Origin of the sequence: Sphingomonas sp. Ant20 (genome assembly GCF_000783375.1) — a bacterium.
GTDB lineage: Bacteria > Pseudomonadota > Alphaproteobacteria > Sphingomonadales > Sphingomonadaceae > Sphingomonas > Sphingomonas aerolata.
The window spans coordinates 1-6444 of record NZ_JRVI01000070.1 but is presented as its reverse complement, the minus strand read 5'-3'; the positions used below and the strand labels follow the sequence as shown (position 1 = coordinate 6444).

10 protein-coding genes and 2 pseudogenes are annotated in these 6444 nt (G+C 67.2%); 5 read left to right on the top strand and 7 right to left on the bottom strand.

The features are described 5' to 3' along the window. The coding region (locus NI18_RS11085; RefSeq protein ID WP_198527005.1) for a thermonuclease family protein at positions 1-469 on the top strand (469 nt) is incomplete at its 5' end. Positions 470-513: 44 nt separating this feature from the next. Here the strand turns inward: NI18_RS11085 and NI18_RS11080 are convergent. The 5 genes and pseudogenes from NI18_RS11080 to NI18_RS23350 all read right to left on the bottom strand — a co-directional run bounded on the left by NI18_RS11080 (position 514) and on the right by NI18_RS23350 (position 2703). Next, on the bottom strand, positions 514-795 hold the full coding sequence (locus tag NI18_RS11080; RefSeq protein ID WP_157840523.1) for a DUF2442 domain-containing protein: 282 nt from the start codon (positions 793-795) through the stop codon (positions 514-516). After that, positions 770-940 (bottom strand): hypothetical protein, encoded by a 171-nt coding sequence (locus tag NI18_RS25050; RefSeq protein ID WP_157840522.1) that lies wholly within the window; start codon positions 938-940, stop codon positions 770-772. Before NI18_RS25050 ends, NI18_RS11080 begins: the two co-directional genes overlap by 26 nt. Positions 941-1119: 179 nt before the next feature. Next, positions 1120-2174: pseudogene (locus NI18_RS11070) on the bottom strand (ribonucleotide-diphosphate reductase subunit beta). A gap of 35 nt (positions 2175-2209) precedes the next feature. After that, the gene (locus tag NI18_RS11065) at positions 2210-2473 is read right to left on the bottom strand and encodes a hypothetical protein (protein WP_031396613.1); all 264 of its coding nucleotides are present in this window, start codon (positions 2471-2473) and stop codon (positions 2210-2212) included. Further along, positions 2470-2703, bottom strand: coding sequence for a hypothetical protein (locus NI18_RS23350; RefSeq protein WP_306286377.1), 234 nt, complete (start codon positions 2701-2703; stop codon positions 2470-2472). Before NI18_RS23350 ends, NI18_RS11065 begins: the two co-directional genes overlap by 4 nt. Before the next feature lie 25 nt (positions 2704-2728). On the opposite strand from NI18_RS23350, the gene NI18_RS11060 reads away from it, so the two are divergent. Beyond that, positions 2729-2977 carry a DUF2171 domain-containing protein gene (locus tag NI18_RS11060; RefSeq protein ID WP_031396615.1) on the top strand — a complete coding sequence of 83 codons (249 nt, stop codon included), beginning with the start codon at positions 2729-2731 and terminating at the stop codon, positions 2975-2977. Between the two features lie 461 nt (positions 2978-3438). Here NI18_RS11060 and NI18_RS11055 read toward each other — a convergent pair whose 3' ends face one another. Both NI18_RS11055 and nhaA read right to left on the bottom strand, forming a co-directional pair. After that, on the bottom strand, positions 3439-3750 hold the full coding sequence (locus NI18_RS11055; protein WP_042467039.1) for a hypothetical protein: 312 nt from the start codon (positions 3748-3750) through the stop codon (positions 3439-3441). Positions 3751-3813: 63 nt separating this feature from the next. Next, the gene (gene nhaA / locus NI18_RS11050; RefSeq protein WP_037529938.1) at positions 3814-5202 is read right to left on the bottom strand and encodes a Na+/H+ antiporter NhaA; all 1389 of its coding nucleotides are present in this window, start codon (positions 5200-5202) and stop codon (positions 3814-3816) included. 188 nt (positions 5203-5390) lie between these two features. Here nhaA and NI18_RS11045 point away from each other — a divergent pair, with 188 nt between their 5' ends. The 3 genes and pseudogenes from NI18_RS11045 to NI18_RS26975 form a co-directional block, all read left to right on the top strand. Then, a complete protein-coding gene (locus tag NI18_RS11045) occupies positions 5391-5594 on the top strand; it encodes a DUF5818 domain-containing protein (protein WP_031440577.1) in 204 nt (67 codons plus the stop codon). A gap of 86 nt (positions 5595-5680) precedes the next feature. Continuing rightward, entirely contained in the window at positions 5681-6097 is a 417-nt protein-coding gene (locus NI18_RS26980) for a DUF885 family protein (protein WP_052149148.1), read from the top strand. Further along, a pseudogene (locus tag NI18_RS26975) lies at positions 6049-6444 on the top strand (DUF885 family protein); the annotation flags it as partial. The gene NI18_RS26980 and the pseudogene NI18_RS26975, both read left to right, overlap by 49 nt.

Genomic DNA, 6444 nt, shown 5'->3' with positions numbered 1-6444 from the left:
CGGCGCGGTGGGGCGGGAAGGCGGTATCGGCGCGCTTCAGATCTGCGGCCGGGCGAAGCGGGTCAACTGCATGGTCGACGGCGACACCTTCTGGATGAACCGCACCAAGATCCGCATCGCCGATATCGACACCCCCGAAACGCACCCGCCGCGCTGCAAGGCGGAAGCGCGCGCGGGCCACCGCGCGACGCTCCGGATGCAGGCGCTGCTCAATGCCGGGCCGTTCACGCTGACGCGGATCAAGCGCGATGTCGACAAATATGGGCGCAAGCTGCGGCTGGTGCAGCGCGACGGGCGGTCGCTGGGCGACACGCTGGTCCGCGAGGGTCTCGCGCGGCGTTATGGCGGGGGCAAGCGGTCGCCTGGTGCTGAGCGGGGCTCTGGTCGTCGGCATGTGACGGCACTGGGTTTACGGCGGCGATCACGAAGTCGGGTCAGCCCGTTTGGCTTCCCGCCCTCGCGGAAATGACGACCCTTTCGGGATCAGGCGAGGCGTGCCCCACCGGCCGCGCATTAGGTTGCGTTGCGGATCAGCAGGTCCTTGGCTGCCAGACGCTGATGCAGCGCGTCGGCGGACAGTTCGGAGCCGTTCGGCCAAGCCAGCGCGCCGCCTTCGATGAAGGCGCGGGCGAAATAGGCGGGGTCGGCGAGCGGGCGCGTCATGACCGTGTCGCGGGCTATGAGGTCCGCCGCGGACCAGTGCGCGGCGCTGCCGTCCGAAAAGACGAGGTCCAGCGTATCGTCGCCGGTAATGGCGAGGCGAACGAGGTTAATCACGAACGTCTGCACCGACACTGCTGCGGACCTGGGCCACGTCGGCAAGTGCGGCAGCGATCAACGCCGGGTCGCCGTCTTCGAAGACCGCTTCGAGATAGGCGAGCATTGCGGCATCGCTATCGAGATGCGCGGTAGGGCTCCAGCCGGTCGTTTTGATGGCCATCAGTCTGACTCTCCAAACCTCGGCGATCATCGTCGCCTTGCCGGGATTTGTCACCTGCCGTCTGCAGAACGAGGCCGGCATGAGCAAAGCCCATGCCGTCGGCCGGCGCTGATGGCGCCGCCGGCCGGTCGCGCCGCCGGGGCGGGGTTTAGCGGTCGCTAAACCGCGCGCGGCGCGACTTACTCCGCCGCAACACCCGCCAGTGAGAACATGTCGCCGCCGTCGGCGAGGTCCTCGTTCGCGGCGGGGCCCTTCTTGGCGGTCTGGCGCTTGTCGAAGCTGTCCCAGACGTCGTTCCACTGGCCCTTGGTCGCGGCCTTCGAATATTCGGTGGCGCGCTGTTCGAAGAAGTTGGCATGCTCGACGCCGTTGAGCATCGGGGCGAGCCAGGGCAGCGGGTGCTCGTCGATCATGTAGATCGCTTGAGGCCGAGCTGCGTCATGCGCCAGTCGGCGATGAAGCGGATATACTTCTTGATCTCCTTGGGGGTCATGCCGTTGACCGGACCCATTTCGAAGGCGAGATCGATGAAATTGTCCTCGAGGCGGATCGTCGTCTGGCAGACGTCGGCGATGTCGTCCTTGACCGCCTTGGTGAGGCACTGACGCTCCGCACAGAAGGTGTGGAACATCTTGATGATGCCCTCGCAGTGCAGGCTCTCGTCGCGGATCGACCAGGTGACGATCTGGCCCATGCCCTTCATCTTGTTGAAGCGCGGGAAGTTCATCAGCATCGCGAACGAGGCGAAGAGCTGGACGCCCTCGGTGAAGCCGCCGAACATCGCGAGCGTGCGCGCGATATCCTCGTCATTGTCGACGCCGAAGCTCTGCATATAGTCATGCTTGTCCTTCAGCTCGGCATATTCGAGGAAGGCGCCATATTCGCTCTCGGGCATGCCGATCGTGTCGAGCAGATGGCTGTAGGCGGCGATGTGCACCGTCTCCATGTTGCTGAACGCGGCGAGCATCATCTTGATCTCGGTCGGCTTGAACACGCGGCCGTATTTCTCGTGGTAGCAATCCTGCACCTCGACGTCCGCCTGGGTGAAGAAGCGGAAGATCTGCGTCAGCAGGTTGCGCTCGTGATCGCTGAGCTTCTGCGCCCAGTCGCGGCAATCCTCACCCAAGGGCACTTCCTCGGGGAGCCAGTGGAGCTGCTGCTGGCGCTTCCAGAATTCGAACGCCCAGGGGTATTCGAACGGCTTGTACTGCTTGCGGGCTTCGAGGAGGGACATGGGATACTCCGGGACAAATTTGGGAAATTGAGAAACTAGAAACGGCTTGAACTGGTGATGACGACGACGAGGAACAGCAGCGACGCGATCGGTGCGGCGATCATCAGCACGCGGCCGCGCTGGCGGATCTTGCCGATGTCGAGCGCGCCGGGGTTCCAGCCGGGCGTCGGACCCCAGAAGGTCTCGCCGCGAAAGTCGCCCGACCAGGGATTATGGTCGAGCCGGCTCCAGTGACGGCCGAGGATCATGTTCGCCGCGCAGATGCCGACGACTGCGAGGATCAGGACGAGCGTGTTCACGATTCGAGCGTCCATTGCCACATCGCGCCCGCCGACAGCGCGAGCACGATCGCGCCCGAGGTGAGCATGATGCCGATCATCCGGAAGGCATAGACCTGCTTGTCGCTGCGTCGGGGCTGCGCAGCCGCAACAGCATCGCGACGCCGATGATCCCGAGCAGGGCCGCGACGACAAACATGATGGCGCTGCCATAGGTCATGCGACCAATGCCCGAGACGCGCGTTCTGCACCCGGACCCACCACAGGAGACGCAAAATGGTCGACGCAACCCAGATCAAGGAACACGCTGAAGTCATCGGCGCGGACGGCGTTCATGTCGGTACCGTCGATCATGTCGACGGCGACCGCATCAAGCTGACCAAGAATGATTCGCCGCAGTCGCAGGACGGGCAGGGCGCCAAGCATCACTATATCTCGCTCGGCCTCGTCGCCGAGATCGAGGGTGACAAGGTCCGCTTGAGCGCGACGGGCGCGAACGCGCTGACGTTCGAAGAGAGCGAGTAACCGCGCGGCGCCCTCTCCCGAGCGGAGGGGGCGCGCCGAGTACGCGACAGGGGCGTTCCGGAACGATCCGGGGCGCCCTTTTCGCGTCGTGCGTGCACGGCTGCGGGCCGTGGCACAGGGCACCCGAATCGGGGTGGCGTCGGCCGATGTCCGCCCGGCGGCAGAGTGCGATTTGCTGCGCATGTCGTCTCCGTCCTAGCTGGGCCCGGCGTCGCCGATGGGCGGCGCTGCGTGACGCCATTTATCTACATGATCGGGCCGGATATCGCTATGCACTTATTTCGATAAGAGCCGCGAATTATCCAACTTGCACCTAGGGATGGTGTGGTCGGGGCCGTTTCGACACCAGATACGGGATCGGGCGTCGGGACGCGCTCGGGTGGTCGAGACCCCTGCGAGCCCGCGGAATTCCGCGGGTTTCGGGGCCGCACAGGCGCTGTCCGGGCCCCGAAATGACGCGATCAGGCTGCTTCGGGGTCGTCGTCGACCGGGGCCGCGCGCCCTGCGGTCGGGAGCAGTGCGGCAAGCGCTGCGATCGCGTCGCCGGTGAAGTGCCGGACCGCGCCCTCGGGCCCGATCTGGAGCGCGTGCTCGGGCGTCAGCGTCGCCGCGCGCTGATGCTCGGGATCGAGCGTCGTCCAGGTGCGGACCGCGGTCTCGAGGCTGGTCACCTCGGCGACGTCGGTGTCGCCGCGGGGCACGTTTTCGAGCGCAGCGCTCATTCGCCAGTCGATGTCGGGCGGCGTCGTGTCGCCCCAATAGGCTTCGGTCATCGTCATACCTCCATCACGCGAGAACCCTATGGAAGCGCCCGGTGCCCGGCGGAGGTTCCGTACTCAGCCGGCCTCGGTCCGCGCCGCGGCGGTGCGCAGCAGGATATAGCCAAGCGCACCCGAGGCGAGCGACGCGGCGAGCACCGCGAGCGAGGCCATCTCGGTCCGCTGCGCATCGGGAAAGGCGAGATTGGCGATGAACAGCGAGATGGTGAAGCCGATCCCCGACAGCGCGCCGATCGCGAGCACCATCCGCCAGGTGACCGCGTCGGGCAGTTCGGCAGCGCCCGCCTTGACCGCCAGCCAGGTCGCGGTGACGAAGCCGAGCGGCTTGCCGAACGCGAGCCCGGCGAACACGCCGATCCCGAGCAGCGATCCCGCGGCGTCGGCGAGCAGGTCCGACGAGAAATGGATCCGCACCGCCGACAGCGCGAACAGCGGCAGGACGACATAGGACACCCAGGGGTTGAGCATCTGGACGAGACGTTCGGCGGGTTCGTCGGTCGCCTCGGTCATTTCCTGGATATAGCCGAGCTGTTGCTGCGCCTTGCGCTGGATTTCCTCGTTTTCCTCGGGGTCGCCCGACTCCGCCTCGTCGACCGCCTGCTTGAAGCGGTCGATCGGGGCCTGGACGCGCTCGGCGAAGCGGCGTTCGGACAGCCGCGACTGGGTCGGCGACAACAGCCCGAGCATCACCCCGGCGATCGTCGCATGGATGCCAGACGCATAGACGCCCGCCCAGACGATCAGCCCGAGCAGCACATAGGGGATGGGCGAGACGAGCTTCAGCCGCAGCAGCACGAAGATCGCGACATAGGCGACCGCCGCGACGACGAGCATCGGCAGGACCAGGGTGCCGGTATAGGCGACCGCGATGACGAGCAGCCCGCCGACATCGTCGATCGCCGCAAACGCCAGCAGCACCGCGCGGATCGACACGGGCAGCCGGGTCGCGAACATGCCGATGATCGCGAGCGCGAACGCGGTGTCGGAGGTGATGACGGTGCCCCAGCCGCTCGCGGCTTCGGTGCCGTAGTTGAAGGCGAGATAGACCGCGACGGGGACGAGGATCCCGCCGATCGCGCCAGCAAGCGGAAACATCGCGGTGCGCACGGTCGACAGCGCGCCCTTGGTGAATTCGCGCTTCACCTCCGCGCCGATGATCAGGAAGAACAGCGGCAACAGCGCCTCGTTCACCCAGTCGGCGAGCGGGTGCGCGGCGCGGAAGCTGCCGAGCCGGATCTCGAGCGTGCTGTCCCACATCGTCTGGTAATCATGCGCGATCGGCAGGTTGGTGCAGACCAAAGCGACGATCGTGGCGATGAGCAGCGGCCCGCCGACGACCTGATCGGCGGCGAAGAACGGCGCGAGGCGGTGGAGGAAACCGGCGGCGGCGGGCGAATGATGCGCGCGCGCCGCCAGCTTGCCGGAGAGACGGGGGGTGAGGGCCATGATGTTCCAGGATCGCGTCGGCAGGACGCGCGTGCGGGTATAACGGTGCAGACCGCCTGTCGTATCCCTTGCCGTATCCCTTGCCGTATCCCTTGGGCGCGTGGGACACTTCTGCCAGCGGACCGACGCCGCCGGGGGTTGCGTCGCGCGTCACCTGCGGTATCGCCGCTGGCAGGAGGCCGCGCGCCATGACGACCATCGGAACCAAGATCGACGAGACGGGGACGCTGATCCGTGACGGCGGTGCGTTCTACCTCCGCCGCGACATGGGCGGGCGCTATGAGCTCGAGCTCCACCGCACGCCGGTCGACCTGGTCGAGAAGCGCGTGCGGCTGGTCGGCACGCTGGTCGGCGACGACCTGGTGAATGCGGACGGCGTCTCGCCCGTCTGAGCGCGTAAGTCCCAGATAGCATGGGGCCCGGGGTGGATCGAGACCGCCCGGATGCTACACCCTCCCCCGAATCAGGGGAGTAGTCCATGCATCGTCGTCGGTTTCTAACGAGTGCCGCTGCCGCGTCCGTCATCGGCGCGGTCCCGCTGAAGGGGGCCGCCGCGGCGGGATCGCGCGACGCGGCGCTGCGCACGATGCTCGACCGGTTCTTCTATGCGCGGCTCGACGATTCGCCCGAACAGGCGACGCGGCTGGGGCTCGACACGGGAACGCGCAGCGGGCTGAAGGCGCGGCTCGACGACCAGTCGGCGGCGGGACGTGCGCGCGAGCTGGCGCAGGCGACCAAGGAACTCGCCGAGCTGCGCGCGTTCGGGACGAGCGGGCTGTCGAGCGACGCCGCGCTCGATCACGAGATCGTGACCTATCAGCTGACGCGCGCGGTCGCGGGCGCGAAGCGGTTCACCTATGGCAGCAGCCTCGGGCGGTTCGCGCCTATGTGCTGAGCCAGCTGACCGGGCCGTATCGCGACGTGCCCGATTTCCTCGAATCGCAGACGCGGGTGCGCGATGCGGGCGAGGCGGATGCGTATCTGCAGCGGCTGTCCGCGCTGCCCAAGGCGATCGACGACAGCAGCGAGCAGCAGCGCAGCGACGCGGCGCGCGGCGTGTTCGCGCCCGATTATATCCTCGACACGACGCTGAAGCAGCTGGGCAGCGCGATGGAGGGCGCGGCGGCGCAGAGCGTGATGGTGACGAGTTTCGCCACCAAGCTGAAGGCCGCGGGGCTGCCCGACGACCGCGTCGCGCGCGCGACCGCGATCGTCGAGCGCGACGTCCGCCCCGCGCTCGAG